Raw genomic sequence first — 22,806 nt, 5'->3', positions numbered from 1 at the left:
CTTTATCGGTATTTTTATTTTGTATTTTAAGTGTAAGTATTAATCTAATATACGATATAGAGGATTATTGACTTGAATATAAGTATAGTAATCGGCTTCATCTTTAAGTCTCATGGTTGTTACACATTTATAGTCAATTTTAGGAGCAAATAAAATGGATTGTATATCATTGATTCTAGGTGTATTATTCATTGAATTTTCAATTTCCTGTAACTTTTTAAATATAATATCACTTATCATAGACCAAATGTTTTGTTCTAAATTTTTGTTATTACTTGATTGGGCTATGGTCAAAATTAATTCGCCAAGATGGTTCTGGATACTAGAATAAAACATTTTATTAAAGACAGTTTGCGATTGATCCGTAAGGATTAAAGATTTTTCATGGAAATTGCTTGTACTATACCCCATTTGATTTAAATAGTTTTTGTCGATGCGCAGTCCTTCGAAATCACGTATGTATAACGTGTGAATTAAACCGTCCTCCTTGAATGAGGCAATCGAATTTTGTAAATGAGCCTCCAACGCAATACCATATTTTGCATATAATGGGAGCGCTAAATCAATTAGTGCTTGACTATAATGTTGCATCCAATCGATACATGCATCTTCATAATTTTTAAAGTTATGAGTATTAGTATATTTCTTGATCAGTGTCACGATTGGTGTCTCTTGATTGTTTGCGTATTGAGCAACTAAGCTGGAAGGTATCATCGGCGTTGTATTTGGAGCGATTAAATTATAAATATTTTCTCTAAATAGTGAGCCTAATTGTTCACTTTTTACAATTTGTTTACCAGACGTATCTTCCTTATTATAAAAATGGATACCAGCTAATTCATCGATTGTATCTGCATTAATATTACTAAACAAAGGATCATGCTTTTTTATTTTGTTTATTATCGCTGTGACTTGCGGTCCATTAAAGGTTGTTTGTTCAGATAAGGTGCGTATTTCACCGGTGATATGAACATTTGTAGATAATTTAATATGTGGTGCAGTCTCTGGGTAATGCGGCATCAATGTTCTAAAAGATAAACCGGCAAAGTAAATTAAAGTATAATCTAAAGGAATCAGTTGTTGCTTTTTAAGTTCATTCGCATAATCGCTTGCTAATACAGCATCGTATTGCCATGGATGGACTGCCATGACATAATATGACTCTATTTCATCTCTGCTTATCGTATTACAAACTACCTCATACAATCCTTCAAATAATGTAAAAATAGTATCGTTATATGCTTTTGTTAATGTTTGAACTTTAGCAATGTCGCAATGTATTAAAATAAATTTCATGCTAATCTCATTAGCAAATTCGGACGAATATTCAATTGCTGTTTGGGGTGTCATACCTTTGCGTAATTTTGCGCCAGGGTGTAATGGATGACCTTCAATGACTGCTTGTTCAGAGCGTAAATAACTATCCTTTTCATTTATAATTAATTCTAAAAGCGGTTCATTATTTATTGATAATGTGATTAATTGATAACTAAGTGCAATCGCCATATTTGCGACACTATTATTCATATCGTCTTTAAATTGATTGCTAGCATCATTATCTAAAACAGGTGATTCTATTAAGATAGAATCCAATATTTCATTAGGATGTAAAATACGTTCTAATCTACTATTGCATTCAAAATAAAAAGGCCCTTCAACATCAATTCTATCGAATGCATGTTGACCCGAAATGGGTGCATATAGTGTTTTTTTGTCATTTGGAAAAACTATTTTTAATACATAAGGTTGTGGCATTTCGATGTTAAAGTCTAGCTGTCTTGTAGCTATAATCTGACTGTTTTCTCGACTATGAACTAAATCTTCTCTATGTAAAGAAGTGATTAAACGTTGTGAAATTTTATCACGACTTTTTAATAATACATTTTTAAAAGCGTTTGCCCACTCCGAGTTTGTACCGTGTAAATAAGACAAAGCATATGCTTCGTCATTTGTTAGATCCACAATTAAATTGCTATCATCTTTTTTGTAATTCATAATGCACCTCTAAAAAATTATTTTACAAATGTGTAATATATTTGTATAATCCATAATATCGATAATGATAACCATTATCAATTAAAAACAGGAGGAATTTTATGGCAAAGTATTTTTTCCCTAGTTCTTTCCTACTGTTCTTAGGAAATTGGATTGGCCAAATTACGCTAAACTGGTATGTGTTTACTATATATCATAACGCAATTTATTTAGGATTGATTAATTTTTTTCGACTCGTACCTATTCTACTCATAAGTGTATGGGCTGGGAGCTTAGCCGATAGATGTGATAGAGGGAAATTATTGAAAATATCAATAACCTCTTCATTTATTCTAACAACTATATTGTGTATTTTAACATTTCAAAGTGAACAGTTACCTATAATTGTTTTTTTGTTATATTCCTTAGGACGTGGCATAATGAGCGCAATAGAAACGCCGGTGCGTCAAGCGGTGTTACCAGATTTAACTCATCGTTTAACAACGACCCAAACCGTGGCTTATCATTCGTTTATTATTAATATTTGTCGCTCAATTGGTCCAGCAATAGCCGGATTTATTATGGCTACTTATAATGCACAAATTAGTTTTAGTGTGCAAGCGATTTGTTATTTCATATCGTTACTACTGTGCTTGCCTTTATCGTTCAGTCAGAATATGTTATCAAAAGTATCTTCAGAAGTGAGTTTCAGATATGTTATAGACTATTTTAAAGATAATCAAGTAGGCGCTAGAATATTTGTAACATCACTTTTAATTATGGCAACTGGCTTTACATATACTACGCTTTTGCCAGTATTAACTGATAAGACATTTCCAAATCAAGTGACAATATTTGGTAGTGCTATGACATGCTGTGCAATAGGGGGCATTATAGCAACAATAGTTTTACCTAATATTTTGGAAAAAATATCTATGGTTAAAATGTACTATATCAGTTCTATATTATTTGGCTTTGCGTTACTCTGCACCGTTAGTAGTAATATATATTTACTATTTACGGCTTTATTTTTTATAGGCTTATTTAGCCAATGGGCACGTACGACCAATAGAATATACTTTCAGCTTCGAGTAGAACCTGAACATAGAGGGAAGATTCTTAGTGTAGTGATGATGGATAGAGGTATGATTCCATTAGGAGCAATGATTATGAGTTTTTTAGCGGAACTTATAGGTATTATAGAAACATTTATTATCATGGGAACAAGCACATTTGTCATAGCATTGTTATTCAGTGTAATTACTAGAAGGCAAAGAAAAAATGGAGGAAGTACTGTATGATGCATGAAACATGGCAATTGGCAGATAGAAATGTACAATATCGTATTATTAACGCAATGATTAAAGAGCAAATTTTTTCAGACAATATGTTCTTTAAAGAATATGGTTATTGTGTTGAGATACAATATAAAGGCCAAGCGTTGCAATTAAATAAAACCAGAAAAAGTGCTATGGAACGTTATGAGTTTTATGGTGAAATTTCGTATATTAAAGGTAAATCACAAATATTTATTAAGTCGTTAGAGGAATTGTTTGAAATTTTAGAAACTTATTTTAATATTTCAATAAGTAGTCGGTTAATAGATGAGTTGCTATCGAGTAGAGAGGGCTTTGCGTTAACCTATGAACATTTTGAACAAAGACAATCATTGATACACGCTACATTAAAGTTTTCTAAGATGCCAGAAACAATTAATTTTTTCTCATGGCTACAACATATGGTCGCTTTGGAACAAATTAATGATTTAAATTATTCTGAGAGTCTCGTAGTTGAAGGACATCCTACACATCCTTTATCTAAAACAAAACTACCTTTAACAGTTGAAGAAGTGAAACACTATGCACCTGAATTTGAAAAAATAATTCCATTAAAAGTAATGCTTATCCATAAAGCATACTGTGTAACTACGTCTATGGAAGACGATCCTGAATATATGCTAAATGTTGTGGTTCCTGAATATCGATATAAATTAAAGGCATTTATAGCCCCACATGAATTAGAATTAAATGACTATAGAGTGATACTTATACATCCATGGCAATATGATAATGTGATTGCGCATAAATTTGCAGATTGGATAGTTGAAAAAAGATTATTACCGACGCCTTTTGAAGTTGAATCAAAGGCAACATTGTCTTTTCGAACAATGCAATTAATCCATAAGCCATTTCATATTAAATTACCAGTTAATATACAAGCAACTAGTGCTGTAAGAACAGTGTCTAGCGTAACTACGGTTGATGGTCCGAAATTAAGCTATGAATTACAAGATATGTTAAGTATTTATCCAGAGTTACAGGTAGCTATGGAACCCTTTGGTATTCACGCTAAAACGGAACCCGATATCGCACGACATCTAGCATGTATTGTTAGACATCAGCCGTATATTCCAGATAATGGGACAACTCTAGTAACTGCTAGTTTAGTTAATAAAAATCCAATTGATAATAATATAACCGTAGATAGTTACTTAAATTGGGTGAGTGATGGTGTAAAAGAAACGTCAATCAAAAAGTTTATATGGCAGTATAGCAAAACGTTGATAGAACCTTTAATAGCATATATTCAAGACTATGGTATTGCCTTGGAAGCACATATGCAAAATACAATTGTTAATCTTGGTCCAAACTATCAAATGAAGTTTTCTATCAGGGATTTAGGAGGATCTAGAATTGATTTAACAACTTTAAAAAATAAGGAGCCTAATATTGATATCACAAACACCAGTTTAATCGCAGAAAATATTGACGCAGTTATTGCAAAGTTCCAACATGCCGTCATACAAAATCAAATTGCAGAACTTATACATCATTTTGTTCAATATGAATTAGTGCCAGAAGCAACATTATTTGAAATAGTAGGTGATATTGTTGAGAATGCAATAGATCCAAATAAAGCCCATGCACAAAAATTAAAACAAGTATTATTTGGTCCTACGATAACTGTCAAAGCACTTTTACGTATGAGAATGGAAAGTAAGGTAAAACAATATGTAACGGTAGATTTAAGGAATCCGATATATAAAGAGGTGTAGTAGATGGCTGAAATAAAGATAAATTTATCAAAAATAAAATATAACGCCCAAATATTGTTATCAATTTTTCAACAGAATCATATACAATTTACACCAGTTATTAAATGTGTTGGTGGAGATAGTCAAATTGTGGAAACATTAAAACGTGTAGGCATAACACATTTTGCTGATGCACGTATAGAAAATATTACTAAGAGCTCTGATAATAATTTATCATTTACAATGATTAGAACAGCAAGCCAGAATGAACTTGAAGATGTCGTGAGGTTTACTGATATAAGTATCCAAACTGAAATGGCAACGATTCAGCGGTTGAATGAAATAGCAAGTCAACAACAAGTTAAGCATCAGATACTACTTATGGTTGATTGGAAGGATTCAAGAGAGGGCATACTTACGTATGATATTGTTGATAATATTAATAAAATTATGCAAATGGATCATATTAATGTGATTGGATTAGCTTTTAATTTCATGTGCTTTCAATCAGTTATTCCCACAGAAGAAGATGTGGCGCTGATCAATCAATTTGTTGATTCAGTTGAAATTGAAACACATATGCGTTTCAAAATAATTTCCGGTGGAAATTCTAGTATGTTACCACAAATGCTTTATCAAGATATGGGTAAGATAAATGAGTTGAGAATTGGCGAAACGCTCTTTAGAGGAGTTGAGACAACAACTAATCACCCCATCGCATCATTATATCAAGATGCTATTATTTTAGAAGCGGAAATTGTAGAAATTAAACCTCGCATTGATATTTTAACAGGAAAACAATATTTGCAAGCCATTGTCGATATTGGTAATCTAGATACATTCGTTGAAGATATTAAACCACTTCATCATTATGTTAAAGTAGTGGGGGGAACAAGCGATCATGTTATGATTGACTTATTAAATCAAGACCATTATCAAATTGGGGATAAAGTTCAATTTAGCTTAGGCTATAAAGCATTAGCCCAAAGCATGTATATGCCAAATTTAGAGAAGCACTATACCGAAGATAAAGTGATTGAAAGCCTTTGTTACAATTTTAATGTCCGAAAATCAAATAGAATATAAATTTCAACAAAAGTTTTTAAAATTTTTATTGACACCGATAATCATTATCAATAGAATTAGATATGTAAATATACATATCTAAGGAGTGAAAACGATGAAACATAGTTATAAAATTATGGGTATCCTGTTTTTAACTTTAACTGTTGTCTTATTGACTGCATGCGGTAGCGTTAGCGATAAGGATTCAGATAAATCCAATACAGACAAAGACACTAAAAATGGTGTTACAATTAAACATGACGGTGGCACGACAAAAGTTGCAAAAAATCCAAAACGTGTCGTAGCATTAGAGTTTTCATTTGTTGATGCACTTGCAGCATTAGATGTTAAACCTGTAGGTGTAGCTGATGATGGTAAAAAAGAAAGAATTCTTGAACCTATTCGCAAACAAATTGGAGATTATACATCGGTTGGCGCACGTAAGCAACCAAACTTAGAAGAAGTTAGTAATCAGAAACCTGATGTCATTATTGCCGATAGCAACAGACATAAAGGTATCCAAAAAGATTTAGAAAAAATTGCACCTACTATTATGCTACCAAGTTTTGATAGTGATTATAAAGATAATTTAGAAGCTTTTAAAACAATTGCAAAAACTGTAGGTAAAGAAGATAAAGGTAAAGAAAGATTAAAAGAGCATAACGATTTAATGGACAAATATAGCAAGGAAATTACTATGGATAAATCACAACCTGTATTACCTGCTGTAGTTGCAAAATCTGGTTTATTAGCACACCCTGATAATACATATGTCGGAGAACTTTTAAAAGAATTAGGTTTTAATAATGCACTAAACAAAACAAAAACAGATAATTTATCTAAATATTTAAAAGGACCTTATTTACAATTAAATTCAGAAGTATTATCAGATATTAACCCAGGTCGTATGTTTATCATGGCTGATAAAGGTGAAAATGATCCAAATCTTAAAAAACAAGAAAGTGATCCTGTTTGGAATGATTTAGATGCCGTTAAAAAAGATCGTGTATCTGTAGTGGATAGAAATACATGGGCGCGAGCTAGAGGTATTATATCTTCTGAAGAAATAGCAAAACAGCTTGTTGAAATTTCAAAAAACGAGCAAAATGACAAACAACAAAAGTAGGATGAACGGTAAATGACTAAATCACGTATCATTAACCCCACTAAGTCAACAGAACAAAAAACTCAAAAACGTACAACACTCACATTTATTGTGAGTGTGTGTGCGCTTTTTGTCATTATATACTTCAATCTTAGCGTAGGGGCATCACACATTACAATTCAAGATTTTATTGACTATAGCGTGAAACACATTGATACAAAACAAACTTTTTTAATACATAATGTACGCATGCCTCGGATGTTAGCTGGTCTTTTAATAGGGGCAGCACTTGGTATTTCAGGATTACTTATGCAAGCTATGACACGCAATCCATTAGCATCTCCACAAATATTTGGTGTTAACTCAGGTGCTTCATTTGTGATTGTATTTATTTCTATGATTGTTCCTGCCTTAACGGAATACGCAACGATTCTAGCATTTTTAGGGGCTTTTATAGGTGGTTTAACTGTTTACACTTTGTCAGGTTCTACTAAAGGAATGACCCCTGTTAAACTTGCACTTGCAGGTATGGCGATACACTTATTCTTTTCCAGTATGACACAGGGCATTATATTACTAAATGAGGATGCTACTTCGACAGTGATGTTTTGGTTAGTAGGTTCATTATCAGGTATACAATGGTCTCAAATTATAGGTGTTTTTCCTTGGTTAATGATTGCATTTATAGGAGCAATATTTATAGCTAAACAATTAACAATTATGGAACTAGGCGAAGATTTAGCTAAATCCCTAGGTCAAAATGTTAAAGTTGTTCGTATTATTACTGGATTACTTGTTATCATATTAGCTGGTGCATCCGTATCGATTGCAGGTCCTATTGGATTTGTTGGTTTAATTGTGCCACATATAGTGAAACACTATATTCGTGCAGATTATAAGTTAATGGTTCCATTAACTATGATTATTGGTGCAGATTTATTACTGCTATCTGATGTATTAAGTAGATTAATTGCGTTTCCATTTGAATCACCCGTAGGTATTGTCACATCTTTTGTAGGGGCGCTATACTTTTTATTCATTACAGTTAGAGGAGTTGATAGACTATGATTGGGAGATTAACTTTTCGTTATGGCATTGTCATCATATTAATCATTATCTCAGCAATTGCATCATTGTCTATCGGAGCAGTATGGATTAATCCAATTGAAGCGGTAAAAAGTTTGTTTATACAGGACAATTTTATTTTGAACGAATATCGTATACCAAGAATGTTACTTGCTATAATAGTTGGTAGTAGTTTAGCAATTTCTGGCTCTCTTATTCAAGGCGTTGTAAGAAATGCCCTTGCCTCACCAGATGTTATTGGTATAACTAAGGGCGCGAGTCTTTCAGCAGTATCTATTATAATGCTATTTCCATCTGCACCACTATTTATACTGCCATTTGGATCATTTGTAGGTGCGCTATGTGTTAGTTTGATTTTAACTGTTTTAATTGCAAAATTTAATGTTAAGGGTTCCAAATTAGCATTAATAGGTTTAGCGATTGGTGCTATTTGTACAGCGATAGTACAATATTTATTAATTCGTAATCCTCAAGATGCCAATACGGCATTAGTGTGGTTGACTGGTAGTTTATACGGACATAATATGTCTAATGTGCTGGTCATATTACCTTGGTTTATCATTGCATTACCAATTATATTTTATTATTGTCGTCAGCTAGATATATTAACATTAGGCGATGATATTGCTATTGCATTAGGAACAAAAGTGAAAAAAATAAAAATGATATTGTTACTTTTAGCAGTTATTTTAGCTGGAGCATCCATTTCTGTAGTTGGTGGTTTGAGTTTCTTAGGACTGATTTCACCACACATTGCACGAAGAATAGTTGGTCATAAACATACGCATATCACAATGATGTCTGGATTAATTGGTGCATTATTATTGTCTATAAGTGATTGTTTAGCACGAGGTATTCATCCACCTCTTGATATTCCAGTAGGAGTCATTGTTGCAATCGTTGGCGTGCCATATTTTTTATTTTTATTGAGAAAAATTTAATTAATATTTTTGCAATAAAAAATTGCAAAAGGAAACGCTTTCATATAAAGTATAATTGACCCTAAATAAGATTAGGGTCAATTATTTTATTTATACATAAACAAGAAGACAATAAAAACCTGAATTTATTGATTTACATATTTATACATAATAGGTTATAATTATTGCTGTTGCTTTTTTAAGTGTATATAAAAATATAAACACCTAAGGGGTGAATGAAATGAATAAATATAGTAAATCACAATTAGTGCGAGGTAGGTTAAAATTCATAGTCCTGTCATTTATTGGTATTATCTTGTTTTTGGTACCTATTACTGTGACTGAAGATGGTGTTAAACAAACCACATTACCCGTCGCGTTTTTAGCAGGACTATTGCAAGATGTTCTCGGGAACGCAATGCCTTTAATTATTGTTTTGATTATCACAATATCAGGCATATTAACAATCTTATGTTCCACAATATTGAAAAATAAATTAGAACCAGAGGGCCTTTTATATAACGCGTTTAATGTGAAAATCGTCTGGTTGTTATTAAGAATATTAGCAGTTGTCTTTGTATGGATGACTTATTTGAAAGTAGGTACTGAGGTAATTTATTCTGCAGACACAGGCGGACTTGTATTTGAAAGTCTATTACCAACATTAGTTGCTGTGTTCTTATTTGCAGCATTGTTTTTACCATTACTCATGGAATATGGATTGTTAGAATTTTTAGGACCAATCTTTAGACCTATTATGAGACCTTTATTCACATTACCAGGACGCTCTACAGTAGATAATTTAGCATCGTTTATCGGAGATGGCACAGTAGGGGTATTAATAACAAGTAAGCAATATGAAAGTGGCTTTTATTCTAGACGTGAGGCGACAGTTATTGCTACTACTTTCAGTGTAGTATCTATAACATTTGCAATCGTCATTGCAGATACAGTACATATGCAAAACCATTTCTTCTATTTCTACTTCTCAGTTATTGTTTCGTGTATTGTTTGTGCATTGGTTTTGCCAAGAATTTGGCCATTAAAATCTATCAAAGACGAATATTCAAAAGAAGTATCTGAAGAAATGAGAACTGAAAAATTACCAGAAAATAAAACTGCATTAAGTCATGGTTTTGATATGGCGACTGAAACAGGTATCAATGCGCCAGGGTTCAAATCATTTTTTAAATCAGGTCTTAAAACAGTTGTAGATATGTGGTTTGTTATTTTACCAGTTGTTATGAGTATTGGTACACTAGCGACAATCGTTGCGACTTATACACCAATATTCGCAATTATAGGTAAGCCGTTTGTACCATATTTAGAATTGCTGCAAATCCCTGAAGCTGCGCAAGCATCAGAAACAATATTAATAGGCTTTGCCGATATGTTTTTACCTTCTATATTAATTGAAGGCGTAGGCAATGATGTTACATTATTCGTTATCGGTGCATTAAGTATTAGTCAGTTAATTTACTTATCAGAAGTAGGTGGGGTGATACTAGGCTCAAAAATTCCAGTCAGTATCTTTAAACTATTTGTTATTTTCTTAATCAGAACGATAATTGCATTGCCAATTATTGCATTGATGGCACACCTATATTTTAATTGAAAATTTATAAAATAGAGAAAGCGCCATGTCGGGTTAACCGATATGGCGCTTTCTCTATATGCTATTTTATTTATATTAAATTAGGAAAATAGAAATTTAGTTCTTAAGTTCAGATATTACGTTCGCTTTAACAACTTTATTGCCTAATATAGGTGAATTTTCGTTTTTTGTTTTTGATCTGCCTTCGTGAGCTTCTTTGAAAGCGTCACTTTGAAGCCATCCTTTAAAGTCATCTTCAGTATTCCACCATGTATTAATGTACATTTGGTCATAATCTTCATCATCGTCAATTAACCAAACCTCAACTTTATGAAAGCCTTCTAATTCTTGAATCTTGCCACCCTGTGTAAATTTCGAAGCCATTTTTTCAGCAAAGCCTTTCTTAACATCAATTCTATTTGTGACTACATACATAAAGTACACCTCTTTCTAAATGTATTTTTATTATAGCATTGATAGTTAAAATACATAATTGAGAACCCTTATTAATTATATAATTGTAGACTATATTCTTATTATAAATAACAGAATAAGAAATGTGAAGGAGACTGGTACCATGAAAATGAGAGAACTGGTACTTTTAAACATCCAATAATTATAGTAAGATTCAGAAAATTAAGAAGTTAGTTATTAAATGTAGTCTGAAGATTTAATAAATGAGTAAACAAAGGGGTATGTTTATGAAAATTTCAATAGCACAAATGAGACCAATGTTAGGTGAAATAGCATTGAATGCAGATTATATTTGTCGTACATTGACAGATGAAAGCCATAAGAATGCAGATTTGGTATTATTTCCTGAATTAGCAGTCTCCGGTTATATACAGAATGAAGCATTATTAAATAAAGTAGCAATGTCGGATAATGCACAAGTATTAGTAGATATTATAGAAACATGTAAAAACAATGAAATTGACGCAGTAGTTTCATTTCCAGAAGTTGAGGATAAGCAATACTTTATAGCAACAATATATATAGATGCTAAGAGGGGAATTTTAGCAAAATATCGAAAAACACATTTATTCGCCGATGAACAACTTATTTTTAAGAAAGGCAATGAATTTCCAGTTGTAAATACTAGGTTTGGTAAAGTCGGTCTCATGATATGTTATGATTTAGAATTTCCAGAAGTGGCACGATTATTGAAACTGAAGGGTGCAGAAATCATTCTGATTTCTACAGCTAATATGTCACCTTATGAGTTCTATCAAGATATCTATTTAGCTAGTCGAGCATTAGAAAATGAATTACCAATAGCAATTGCTAATCAATATGGAATAAACGAACCACATTATTTCTTTGGTCATAGTAGTATATTAAATCATAAAGGTGAAAAATTATTATATATTCAAGAAGGACAAACCACTCAACATGCAAAAATAACTTTAAAAAATGATTTAAATAAAGATTTAAATTTAGACTATATTAACCAAATTCACTCAAGTATGTATCAAAAATTAAATGACGCGTTTAAGGAGAGTGAATAATGTGGAACAAGCAAATTTAAAGCAATCTCTGTCTTTATACCAAGTTATTATGTTTGGATTAGCATATATGGCCCCAATGATTGTTTTTGGAACATATGGCACATTGTATGAAGTCACGAATGGTTATGTACCATATGCATATTTATTTGCAACTATTGCAATGCTTTTTACAGCATATAGTTACGGTTTAATGGCAAAAGCTTTTCCTTCTGCAGGATCTGCATATACATTTGTTTCTAAAAGTCTCCATCCATCATTGGGATTTATGATTGGTTGGACAATATTATTAGATTATTTATTTTTGCCCTTAGTCATATGGCTTATTGGAGCAGAGTATTTGTCCACTGCATTTCCATTTATACCAAGTTGGGCATGGATTATAATATTTATAGTAATGACAACGTTAATCAATATTATAGGTATTAATACAACGACATCTATGAGTCTATTAATAATGATTTTTCAATTATTAGTGATTTCTATATTTATTATCTTATGTATTTGGCATGTTGTCCATGGAATGGGCGAAGGACAGCTTTTGAGTAGTCGTATTTTTACCATAAAAGAAAACCATATTTCTCCAATATTGGCAGGTGCAGCGATTGCTTGTTATTCATTCTTAGGATTTGATGCAGTTACTACTTTGGCTGAAGAAACAAAAAACCCTACAAAAACGATTCCGAGAGCCATTATGATTATTACTGTTGTAGGTGGATTTTTATTTGTTTCAGTTGGATATGTATTATCAATTACACTTCCTAATTTTAATGTTATTAATAATACTGATTCCGCTGCTTTTGAAATAGCTAAAATGGTAGGAGGAAACTTACTTTCTGCACTATTCTTAAGTGGTTTGATATTAGCACAATTAGCTTCAGGGCTATCAGCACAAACCAGTGGAGCAAGACTTCTTTATGCAATGGGGCGTGACGGTGTACTCAGTAAAAAAATATTTGGTTTTGTAGAAAAGAAAAGACAGACACCCATTTTTAATATAATGTTTATAGGTATTGTAGGTTTAATTGGTATCTTTATGAATGTAAGTACTTCAACTTCATTCATTAATTTTGGTGCATTTATTTCATTTACTTTTGTTAATTTATCAGTTATTGCTTTTTACTTTGTTAAATTGAAGCAGAGACAGGGAGTGAAGCTGATTACATATTTTGTTTTACCATCAATAGGAATGATATTAGATATATGTTTGTTTATAAGTTTAGATAAACATGCACTGATATTAGGTACTGCATGGACAAGTATTGGCTTTATTTACTTAATTTTTCTTACAAGAGGATTTTCAAGGTTACCACCAACTTTAGCATTATAAAACAAATACAAGCACTGATTCGCTCCAGTCATCTACTGACCATAAGATTAAAGAATTCGAGACAGCTACTTATGTCCCGGATTCTTTAATCTGTCGACAAATTTTTGTTCAAGCTTTCGACGGGTATTGCATTAACTTAAAAATATAAACTGTTTTTTATTAATTGTTGCTATTCATATAAAGTTAGATGTAAAGATATTATTATTTTAATGTGAAAAGAGCAGAAGTTTTTTGAAAAAGTATTCTCTACAAAAATTAAGGTTTATTTATAAAAAAACAAACCAAATGCTATTACTGCATTTGGTTTGACTCGGTTGTAAAGCGAAAGCATAATTAAAAAATCAAATTTTGGTTGTTAACATAAGCAAATGTTTTGATATGTGCACGCTCAAATATATTATTTAGTTACTTCATTATATACTTTTTGATCGTTTTGCGTATAAATAATGTATTCATGGTCATTAGTGTCGATGATAACACGGTTTGTTTTTCCGAAAGTAGAACCAATTCTTGAAACTTTGTTTCTATCTAATTTAGGGATTTCATGGATATTTTGATCTTGTGAAATGTTCTTAATATCACCTGTTGGAATCTTAATATCTGCAACTCTCCATTGAATTCTTACTTCATTGTTATCTTTTTTAACTGTCATTGCCATATCTAGAACACATCCTTTAATTAATTTATAGCTACATCATACAACAACATGCAATCGTTTTCAAGTAATTGTGTGATACTTTTTTGAATATGTTATACTCAATGTTTTTACGAAAGTATGTTCGCATTGGTGTAAAAGATATGATAAAATATATTGCGATAAGGAGAAGTGAAAATGACAGGTAAAACCCACGCATCATGCGGTTTATTAGTAGGCGCATTAACTATAGAATATTTTCATACAGATTTGTTTACATCAATTACGGTTATAACGCTTGCAATTATATCAAGTTTATTACCTGATATTTGTCATGCACAGAGTAAAATTGGTAGACGATTAAAAGTTTTGAGTTTTTTTATTAGAATATTATTTGGACATAGGACATTCACACACTCGCTATTATTTATTTCAATTATAATTTGCTTATTATATGCTATTCAAACGCCGATTTATTATTTGATTACCATTATATTAGGAATACTTTCTCATGTTATACTAGATATGTTAACACCTAGGGGAGTTAAATTTTTATATCCTATCCCAATCAGTGTGAAATTCCCTTTGGTTTTTAAAACAGGTGGTCTCGTTGATTTATCACTTGCGAGTGCGTTAACTATAGGCGCAACTTATGTATTTTTTCAACCGTTTATTAATCAACTGTTTTTTAAATGATTATGATTAAGGTTGTGCATATAATCATAATCATATAAAGTACAAATAGTGAAATTATATATTCAAGTCAGTAATAAGATATAATTTTTATCTAATATTTGAATATTAAGGAGAGAGAACATGCTAGATAAGAAAGGTTTAGAAAAGTTTAAACAAGACCATTTAATTGAATTTGAAAAACTCATGAGTACAAATGAGAGAGAACAATTAGCTAATAAAGTAGATTCTTTAAACTTATCTGATATTCAAGGTTTATATGAAGATTTGTATGTAAATAAAAAAGTAATTGATGATGTTTCTTCTATTAATGAAGTGAAATATGATGTTAAAAATAATTTTTCTGAAGAAGAAATCAAAAAATATGAAGAAGTTGGTTTAGAAGCAATTCAAAAAGGCAAATTTGCTGTTTTATTAATGGCAGGTGGGCAAGGGACGCGTTTAGGTTATAAAGGGCCTAAAGGTTCGTTTGAAATTGAAGGCGTTAGCTTATTTGAAATTCAAGCACAACAATTAATAGCATTAAAAGAGCAAACAGGTGTAGCTGTTGATTGGTATATCATGACTAGCAAAGTAAATGACAAAGAAACACAATTATTTTTCGAAAGTAAAGATTATTTTGGATATGATAAATCGCATGTGCACTTTTTCAAGCAAGAAAACATTGTTGCCTTATCTGAAGAAGGCAAGTTAGTGTTAGATGTCGATGGTAATATTCTAGAAACGCCTAACGGTAATGGCGGCGTGTTCAAGTCACTCAAAAATTCAGGCTACTTAGAAGAAATGACAGACAATGGTGTGGAATATGTTTTCTTGAATAATATTGATAACGTTCTTGTAAAAGTATTGGACCCATTATTTGCAGGTTATACGTTCCAAAAAAGTATGGATATCACTACGAAATCAATTCAACCTAATGAGGGTGAGAGTGTTGGTAGATTAGTTACAGCTAATCAAAAAGATACTGTACTTGAATATTCAGAAATAGACCCTGAAGTTGCTAATGAATTTAAAAACGCCAATATAGGAATACATACATTTAAACTTTTATTTATTAACAATGTAGTTGACTATGCATTGCCATATCATTTAGCGATGAAAAAATTAAAACAATTAGATGATGATTTTGGCGTAATAGAGCAAGCGACGCTTAAGTTTGAATTGTTCTATTTTGATATTTTTCAATATGCTAATAGCTTTATTACATTACAAGTACCGAGAGAAGAAGAATTTTCTCCTTTAAAAAATAAAGAAGGTAAAGATAGTGTTGAAACAGCTACAGCTGATTTGAAACGTATGAATTTGATTTAATAAAAGGGTGGTTACACTTATGTCTCATACAGTAGATGTAGATAATAGCAAAGTGGCTAAAACATTTAAAAATATTGTACCTTTAACATTTGGTGAGGAAATTGGAAACGCAGTTTCACATGGGGCAGCTGCATTCATTGCTTTATGCGTATTGCCGTATGCAGCGATACAAAGTTTTTTGGATCATGGCATATTAGGTTCATTTAGCGTTTCACTATACGTGATAAGTATTTTTCTAATGTTTATATCTTCAACGGTTTATCATGCGATGCCTAACAAATCTTCGCATAAATATATACTTAGAATTATTGATCACAGTATGATATATATCGCAATTGTCGGAACATATACGCCTATATGTTTAGTGTTAATCGGTGGTTGGTTAGGATGGACTGCAATGGCAGTGCTTTGGGGTATTACACTCTGGGGCATTCTATACAAATCTTTAGCTAAAAACGTTAGTCATAAATTGAGTCTAACAATGTATTTAGTTATGGGATGGATTGGTGTTTTATTTTTACCGACAATTATCTTTGATTCTTCGGTAACGTTTATGTTATTTATTCTATTCGGTGGTATTGCTTACACGGTCGGAGCATGGTTCTATGCACAAAAAGAGCGTCCATACTTTCATATGATTTGGCACTTCTTTATAGTGATTGCATCCGTATTTCATTTTATAGCTATTTTATATTTTATGTAACTTTAAGAAAAATACATTACGATTTAATAGTGTCTAGAACATAAATACTTGTTTTAAGTTTTTTAAGAATTACTTCTTCATTTATAAGACGAGTAGTTCTTATGCAAGAGCTCCGGCTCTCGTATTATTTTTTAGTAGGCTTTGTGGGGGCGGGAATATGAAATCAAATTTTAAATTTTGATTTCTATCCCGCTCTTTTTTTAAAACAAATTACGATAAAACAATAGTTTTAATTTGAAGTATTCGATTTGAAACTTATCACAACATAGTAATTGATCCGATTATGCTTAAAAGAATTTTAATTTATTATGCAAGGAGGTAAATTATGAATGTTAAGTCTTTAGGTATTGTAGTTGCATTAGTATTAATTATGTTTATGTCGGCTATAGAAACATCAATAGTTTCTTTGGCAATTCCTACTATAAGAGATGACTTAAATGTTACTTCATCTATTTCATTGATTTTTGCAGTTTATTTTATTGCAATTGTCATAGCTAATCCGATTGTGGGAGAATTATTAGATCGAACAAAAATTATTTATATCACGCTTTTAGGATTATTGTTTTTTATTATAGGTAGTTTCTTATCCGGAATAAGTGGTACTTTCAGCATACTTATCATGTCTCGTTTTATACAAGGTTTAGGCGCTGGTGTAATGATGGCACTGAGTCAAATCGTACCTAAACTTGCCTTTGAAATCCCATTACGTTATAAAATTATGGGAATTGTTGGCAGTGTATGGGGGATCTCTAGTATTATCGGTCCAGTTTTAGGAGGAACTATTTTAGAATTTGCAACATGGAATTGGTTATTCTTCGTGAATATTCCGATTGCAATTGCTGCTATGATATTGGTGATGATCACATTTCATTTTGAAAATGAAAGTACAACTGCAAAGAACAAATTAGACGTAAAAGGATTAACGTTCTTCTATGTATTGGTCTTCTTTTTAATGTTTGCAGTTATGAATAAAGCAAATTTATATTTAAACATAATCTCACTTATCTTAGCTTGTGTAATGGCAGTGATACTTTATAAAAATGAAAAAAATGTTAAAACACCATTTGTACCAGTTACAGAATTTAATAAGACGATTATTTTAATATTCTTCACCGATTTTGCTTATGCAATTATTCTGATGGGGTACAACTTATATATGCCCATTTATTTACAAGAAGAAATGGACCTCTCACCATTACAAAGTGGTTTTGTAATATTTCCAATTTCATTCGCTTGGTTAGCACTTAATTTTTCATTAGATAAATTAGAGGCTAGAATGAGTAGAAAAGGATTATATATATTTGCATTCACACTATTAATGCTATGTGGCATTTTAGTTTTTATAGGCACCGAATCACCATTATTTATAGCATTTAGTTTATTACTTGCAGGAGTTAGCTTTGGTACAGTTTACACAAAAGATAGTGTTATAACTCAGGAAGAGTCCTCACTAAATAATATGAAGCGGATGATGTCACTCTATACATTAACCAAAAGTTTGGGTAATTCAATAGGTTCTACCGTGATGGGTTATGTTTATGCTTTATCATTTACTTTTATCAGTCTACAAATACACAATGTTATTTTACTTAGTTTAATTATATTGATTATACTAACGATTTCATGGATTGTTTTTTATAAAGAACAGAAATAGGAATCGAATTAGTAAGCTATATTTATATAACCAAAACAGGGTACACTTCGTTAATAAACGTTATAATTTGATTAGTAGAGCTTCCTGTTAATTTGTATTTGGTGGTGGGTTATTATAATGGTAATATAGTTTATGCGATTACAGTTTTAATAAAAGAACAGTGAGATTGTAATAAAAGTTAGATGATTATTAAGCGGAATATCGAAATAGAGTAAAAAGGGAGGACAGTAAGCAATGAAATATATAAAATATTTATTTACAACGCTTATTGTACTTTCGGTATTTATTATTTCTGGTGCTATATTTTTAACATTTTTAGGATTTGGATTATATGGCTTGAGTAGAATCCTTATTTATTTCCACCTTGCGTATTTTGGATATAACAAAAACTTTTACGATAACTTAATTTATTATGGTAGTTATATTGTATTAGGTTATTTTAACTTGTTTATAATAGAGAATTTAATGGATTACTTTAGAAAAAAATTACCAGACAACCCATATTTTAAAGGATTAACTTATCACTTAATTACTTTCACAGTAACAACATTGCTATTTTACTTCATAGTGCATATCCATTACGCTTATATAAATATTGATTTTTGGGTGATTGTATTTATAGTTGGACTCTTATTTATATGTAAGGAAATATTTTATCCAGATAGTGAAAACTTAAATGGAAAATAAGCATAGTGCTTTAGAAAATCAATTCAGTTAATTGGAGTACTTTAACTGTTGTGATCATGAAGAGTGAAGATAGTGTTAATATATAGTAGAAACTGAAATACTTTAACTTTATGACTAATAGTTTAAAGTTACCATTTGGGAAGGCAAGAATTATATCAATGATATAGCAATTACTATAAGAAGTTAGTTTGTTTATTCTTTGATAGAGAGTGAAGTGAGCTAACTTCTTTTTTAATAAGTAGATTATATTTATACTGAATATAATCTATTTAAAGCAAACTTAAGTTTTGTTTGTTAAAATATAAATAATGATTATTTTATAAAGAGGGGGACGCATTGTGTTAACGACTGAGCAAGTTAAAGAACTTGTTGGAGAATTAAAAGATCCAATAATAAATGTACCTTTAAAAGAAACTGATGGGATAGTAGAGGTTACTATTAAAGAAGAAATAGAGCATGTAAGTGTCAAAATAGCTATGGCTCAATTAGGGGGACAACCTCAATTAGATTTACAAATGGCCATAGTAGAAGTATTAAAAGAAAATGGGGCTAATACGGTTGGCATTAGATTTGAAGAATTACCATCTGATGTAGTAGAACAATACAGAGGTACGAGCGATGACGAGCAACAAACAATAGAAGGTTTATTATCAAAAGACAATCCTGTTGAGTTTATAGCCATCGCTTCTGGTAAAGGTGGCGTTGGAAAATCTACAGTAGCAGTGAATTTAGCAGTATCATTAGCTAGAGAAGGTAAAAAAGTTGGTCTAGTTGACGCTGATATTTATGGCTTTAGCGTTCCAGACATGATGGGAATTGACGAAAAACCAGGTGTACAAGGCAAAGAAATCATACCGGTTGAACGTCATGGTGTTAAAGTAATTTCAATGGCTTTCTTCGTTGAAGAAAATGCACCAGTTATATGGAGAGGTCCAATGTTAGGCAAAATGCTTACGAATTTCTTTGTTGAAGTGAGATGGGGAGATTTAGATTATTTAATTTTAGATTTACCACCAGGTACAGGGGATGTTGCTTTAGATGTACATACGATGTTGCCATCAAGTAAAGAAATTATTGTAACAACGCCTCATCCTACTGCAGCATTTGTTGCAGCAAGAGCTGGAGCAATGGCAAAACACACTGAACACACAATTTTAGGTGTAATAGAAAACATGTCTTACTTCCAAAGCAAAGAAAGTGGAAATAAAGAATATGTATTTGGAACAGGTGGCGGCGAAAAACTTGCTGAAGAATTACAAACAGATTTATTAGGTCACCTACCATTAGAGCAACCATCATGGAATCCAAAAGATTTCGCTCCTTCTATTTATCAACCAGATGATAAATTAGGAGAAATATACCAATCAATGGCACAACAAATTATTGAAAAGACTAGAAAATAGTAGCATTTGAGGAGTGGGTAAAAATTAATTTGATTTTTATCCACTTTTCTCTTGCAATTTTTTTGAATGGTGGTAGAATTATTTCTTGTGACCAACGAACACACGTTACAGTATGAACGTAATAAATCACAACTAGAAAAATAAGGTGTTGACTTTTCCTTGTGGAATTGATATTATATAAAAGTCGTCAAAAACGACAAAAACATTATTTAATTCAATTTCGAAAAAGTGTAAAAAATATACTTGAAACTTTGTAAAAATTACTTTAATATTATTAAAGTAATGTTAAATGATTGTTAAAAAATATTAAATTTTTATTGACACAACGTCGATTGAAATGGTATAGTAATAAAGCAGTTATCCAAATGAACATTGAAAACTGAATTGCAATATGTCAACGTTAATTCCGAACGCAACATTAAATTGTTGGTTCAAACGTGTTAGAGATAACACACAAATTAGTATTTTATGAGCTAATCAAACATCATAATTCATTTATGGAGAGTTTGATCCTGGCTCAGGATGAACGCTGGCGGCGTGCCTAATACATGCAAGTCGAGCGAACGGATAAGGAGCTTGCTCCTTTGAAGTTAGCGGCGGACGGGTGAGTAACACGTGGGTAACCTACCTATAAGACTGGAATAACTTCGGGAAACCGGAGCTAATGCCGGATAACATTTGGAACCGCATGGTTCTAAAGTAAAAGATGGTTTTGCTATCACTTATAGATGGACCCGCGCCGTATTAGCTAGTTGGTAAGGTAATGGCTTACCAAGGCGACGATACGTAGCCGACCTGAGAGGGTGATCGGCCACACTGGAACTGAGACACGGTCCAGACTCCTACGGGAGGCAGCAGTAGGGAATCTTCCGCAATGGACGAAAGTCTGACGGAGCAACGCCGCGTGAGTGATGAAGGTTTTCGGATCGTAAAACTCTGTTATTAGGGAAGAACAAATGTGTAAGTAACTGTGCACATCTTGACGGTACCTAATCAGAAAGCCACGGCTAACTACGTGCCAGCAGCCGCGGTAATACGTAGGTGGCAAGCGTTATCCGGAATTATTGGGCGTAAAGCGCGCGTAGGCGGTTTCTTAAGTCTGATGTGAAAGCCCACGGCTCAACCGTGGAGGGTCATTGGAAACTGGGAAACTTGAGTACAGAAGAGGAAAGTGGAATTCCATGTGTAGCGGTGAAATGCGCAGAGATATGGAGGAACACCAGTGGCGAAGGCGACTTTCTGGTCTGTAACTGACGCTGATGTGCGAAAGCGTGGGGATCAAACAGGATTAGATACCCTGGTAGTCCACGCCGTAAACGATGAGTGCTAAGTGTTAGGGGGTTTCCGCCCCTTAGTGCTGCAGCTAACGCATTAAGCACTCCGCCTGGGGAGTACGACCGCAAGGTTGAAACTCAAAGGAATTGACGGGGACCCGCACAAGCGGTGGAGCATGTGGTTTAATTCGAAGCAACGCGAAGAACCTTACCAAATCTTGACATCCTTTGAAAACTCTAGAGATAGAGCCTTCCCCTTCGGGGGACAAAGTGACAGGTGGTGCATGGTTGTCGTCAGCTCGTGTCGTGAGATGTTGGGTTAAGTCCCGCAACGAGCGCAACCCTTAAACTTAGTTGCCAGCATTTAGTTGGGCACTCTAGGTTGACTGCCGGTGACAAACCGGAGGAAGGTGGGGATGACGTCAAATCATCATGCCCCTTATGATTTGGGCTACACACGTGCTACAATGGACAATACAAAGGGCAGCTAAACCGCGAGGTCATGCAAATCCCATAAAGTTGTTCTCAGTTCGGATTGTAGTCTGCAACTCGACTACATGAAGCTGGAATCGCTAGTAATCGTAGATCAGCATGCTACGGTGAATACGTTCCCGGGTCTTGTACACACCGCCCGTCACACCACGAGAGTTTGTAACACCCGAAGCCGGTGGAGTAACCATTTATGGAGCTAGCCGTCGAAGGTGGGACAAATGATTGGGGTGAAGTCGTAACAAGGTAGCCGTATCGGAAGGTGCGGCTGGATCACCTCCTTTCTAAGGATATATTCGGAACATCTTCCTTGAGAAGATGAGAAGGAATGACATTGACATATTG

General features: G+C 32.6%; 18 protein-coding genes and 1 rRNA gene. 16 read left to right on the top strand and 3 right to left on the bottom strand.

Features of this window, described 5'->3' with window-relative positions; translation table 11 throughout:
* Positions 1–39: 39 nt before the first annotated feature.
* Entirely contained in the window at positions 40–1,995 is a 1,956-nt protein-coding gene (locus ACA31_RS09715) for an IucA/IucC family protein (protein ID WP_057513136.1), read from the bottom strand.
* 101 nt (positions 1,996–2,096) lie between these two features.
* On the opposite strand from ACA31_RS09715, the gene ACA31_RS09710 reads away from it, so the two are divergent.
* The 7 genes from ACA31_RS09710 to ACA31_RS09680 all read left to right on the top strand — a co-directional run bounded on the left by ACA31_RS09710 (position 2,097) and on the right by ACA31_RS09680 (position 10,799).
* Positions 2,097–3,275, top strand: a complete 1,179-nt coding sequence (locus ACA31_RS09710; protein ID WP_057513135.1) for an MFS transporter — start codon at positions 2,097–2,099, stop codon at positions 3,273–3,275.
* Positions 3,272–5,029, top strand: a complete 1,758-nt coding sequence (locus ACA31_RS09705) for an IucA/IucC family protein (RefSeq protein WP_057513134.1) — start codon at positions 3,272–3,274, stop codon at positions 5,027–5,029. Before ACA31_RS09710 ends, ACA31_RS09705 begins: the two co-directional genes overlap by 4 nt.
* Positions 5,030–5,032: 3 nt before the next feature.
* Positions 5,033–6,094, top strand: a complete 1,062-nt coding sequence (locus ACA31_RS09700) for an alanine/ornithine racemase family PLP-dependent enzyme (protein ID WP_057513133.1) — start codon at positions 5,033–5,035, stop codon at positions 6,092–6,094.
* Between the two features lie 94 nt (positions 6,095–6,188).
* A complete protein-coding gene (locus tag ACA31_RS09695) occupies positions 6,189–7,199 on the top strand; it encodes an ABC transporter substrate-binding protein (RefSeq protein WP_057513132.1) in 1,011 nt (336 codons plus the stop codon).
* 12 nt (positions 7,200–7,211) lie between these two features.
* Complete coding sequence (locus ACA31_RS09690; protein WP_057513131.1) at positions 7,212–8,246, top strand: FecCD family ABC transporter permease; 1,035 nt, start codon at positions 7,212–7,214, stop codon at positions 8,244–8,246.
* Complete coding sequence (locus ACA31_RS09685; protein ID WP_057513130.1) at positions 8,243–9,205, top strand: FecCD family ABC transporter permease; 963 nt, start codon at positions 8,243–8,245, stop codon at positions 9,203–9,205. Before ACA31_RS09690 ends, ACA31_RS09685 begins: the two co-directional genes overlap by 4 nt.
* Positions 9,206–9,425: 220 nt before the next feature.
* Positions 9,426–10,799: a YjiH family protein gene (locus ACA31_RS09680; protein WP_057513129.1), complete on the top strand. Its 1,374-nt coding sequence runs from the start codon at positions 9,426–9,428 to the stop codon at positions 10,797–10,799.
* A 96-nt stretch (positions 10,800–10,895) separates the two neighbouring features.
* On the opposite strand, the gene ACA31_RS09675 is transcribed toward ACA31_RS09680, so the two are convergent.
* Positions 10,896–11,213 (bottom strand): heme oxygenase, encoded by a 318-nt coding sequence (locus ACA31_RS09675; RefSeq protein WP_057513128.1) that lies wholly within the window; start codon positions 11,211–11,213, stop codon positions 10,896–10,898.
* A gap of 266 nt (positions 11,214–11,479) precedes the next feature.
* Between ACA31_RS09675 and ACA31_RS09670 the strand changes: the two genes are divergently transcribed.
* On the top strand, positions 11,480–12,286 hold the full coding sequence (locus tag ACA31_RS09670; RefSeq protein ID WP_057513127.1) for a carbon-nitrogen hydrolase family protein: 807 nt from the start codon (positions 11,480–11,482) through the stop codon (positions 12,284–12,286).
* A gap of 1 nt (position 12,287) precedes the next feature.
* On the top strand, positions 12,288–13,613 hold the full coding sequence (locus tag ACA31_RS09665) for an APC family permease (protein WP_216634272.1): 1,326 nt from the start codon (positions 12,288–12,290) through the stop codon (positions 13,611–13,613).
* 397 nt (positions 13,614–14,010) lie between these two features.
* On the opposite strand, the gene ACA31_RS09660 is transcribed toward ACA31_RS09665, so the two are convergent.
* Positions 14,011–14,271: a SunI/YnzG family protein gene (locus ACA31_RS09660; RefSeq protein ID WP_057513125.1), complete on the bottom strand. Its 261-nt coding sequence runs from the start codon at positions 14,269–14,271 to the stop codon at positions 14,011–14,013.
* Positions 14,272–14,445: 174 nt separating this feature from the next.
* Here ACA31_RS09660 and ACA31_RS09655 point away from each other — a divergent pair, with 174 nt between their 5' ends.
* The 7 genes from ACA31_RS09655 (at position 14,446) to ACA31_RS09625 (ending at position 22,745) form a co-directional block, all read left to right on the top strand.
* On the top strand, positions 14,446–14,943 hold the full coding sequence (locus tag ACA31_RS09655; protein WP_057513124.1) for a metal-dependent hydrolase: 498 nt from the start codon (positions 14,446–14,448) through the stop codon (positions 14,941–14,943).
* 120 nt (positions 14,944–15,063) lie between these two features.
* A complete protein-coding gene (locus tag ACA31_RS09650; RefSeq protein ID WP_057513123.1) occupies positions 15,064–16,251 on the top strand; it encodes a UTP--glucose-1-phosphate uridylyltransferase in 1,188 nt (395 codons plus the stop codon).
* Positions 16,252–16,270: 19 nt separating this feature from the next.
* Positions 16,271–16,954, top strand: coding sequence for a PAQR family membrane homeostasis protein TrhA (gene trhA / locus ACA31_RS09645; protein ID WP_057513122.1), 684 nt, complete (start codon positions 16,271–16,273; stop codon positions 16,952–16,954).
* A 325-nt stretch (positions 16,955–17,279) separates the two neighbouring features.
* Positions 17,280–18,608, top strand: a complete 1,329-nt coding sequence (sdrM, locus tag ACA31_RS09640; RefSeq protein ID WP_057513121.1) for a multidrug efflux MFS transporter SdrM — start codon at positions 17,280–17,282, stop codon at positions 18,606–18,608.
* 234 nt (positions 18,609–18,842) lie between these two features.
* Positions 18,843–19,295: a SepA family multidrug efflux transporter gene (locus ACA31_RS09635; RefSeq protein WP_057513120.1), complete on the top strand. Its 453-nt coding sequence runs from the start codon at positions 18,843–18,845 to the stop codon at positions 19,293–19,295.
* Positions 19,296–19,633: 338 nt separating this feature from the next.
* Positions 19,634–20,698 carry an Mrp/NBP35 family ATP-binding protein gene (locus ACA31_RS09630; RefSeq protein ID WP_057513119.1) on the top strand — a complete coding sequence of 355 codons (1,065 nt, stop codon included), beginning with the start codon at positions 19,634–19,636 and terminating at the stop codon, positions 20,696–20,698.
* Between the two features lie 494 nt (positions 20,699–21,192).
* A 16S ribosomal RNA gene (locus ACA31_RS09625) occupies positions 21,193–22,745 on the top strand.
* The last annotated feature ends 61 nt before the right edge of the window (positions 22,746–22,806 follow it).

The organism is Staphylococcus sp. NAM3COL9 (assembly GCF_001431205.1).
Classification (GTDB): Bacteria; Bacillota; Bacilli; order Staphylococcales; family Staphylococcaceae; genus Staphylococcus.
This window is presented reverse-complemented; position numbering and strand designations above follow the sequence as displayed.